Annotated in this window: 3 tRNA genes; all 3 read right to left on the bottom strand. The window is 49.5% G+C overall.

Going from position 1 to position 321, the window contains the following annotated elements:
• Positions 1-30: 30 nt before the first annotated feature.
• Positions 31-115 (bottom strand) — tRNA-Leu (locus R0J88_RS19325).
• 10 nt (positions 116-125) lie between these two features.
• Positions 126-200: transfer RNA gene (locus R0J88_RS19320), tRNA-Lys, on the bottom strand.
• A 7-nt stretch (positions 201-207) separates the two neighbouring features.
• Positions 208-283 (bottom strand) — tRNA-Thr (locus tag R0J88_RS19315).
• Positions 284-321 lie beyond the last annotated feature (38 nt).

Genomic DNA, 321 nt, shown 5'->3' with positions numbered 1-321 from the left:
CATGTGCTAATAAATTATGATTAAATTAAATGGTGCGGGTGAAGGGAGTCGAACCCCCACGCCTTGCGGCGCTAGATCCTAAGTCTAGTGCGTCTGCCAATTCCGCCACACCCGCAATATAAAACTGGTGAGCCATGAAGGACTTGAACCTTCGACCCTCTGATTAAAAGTCAGATGCTCTACCACTGAGCTAATGGCTCGTACTAATGGTGCCGGCGAAAGGACTTGAACCCTCAACCTACTGATTACAAGTCAGTTGCTCTACCAATTGAGCTACACCGGCAATTTATGGTGGAGGATGACGGGCTCGAACCGCCGACC

Origin of the sequence: Pseudoalteromonas sp. SIMBA_162 (genome assembly GCF_046535955.1) — a bacterium.
GTDB lineage: Bacteria > Pseudomonadota > Gammaproteobacteria > Enterobacterales > Alteromonadaceae > Pseudoalteromonas > Pseudoalteromonas marina.
This window is presented reverse-complemented; position numbering and strand designations above follow the sequence as displayed.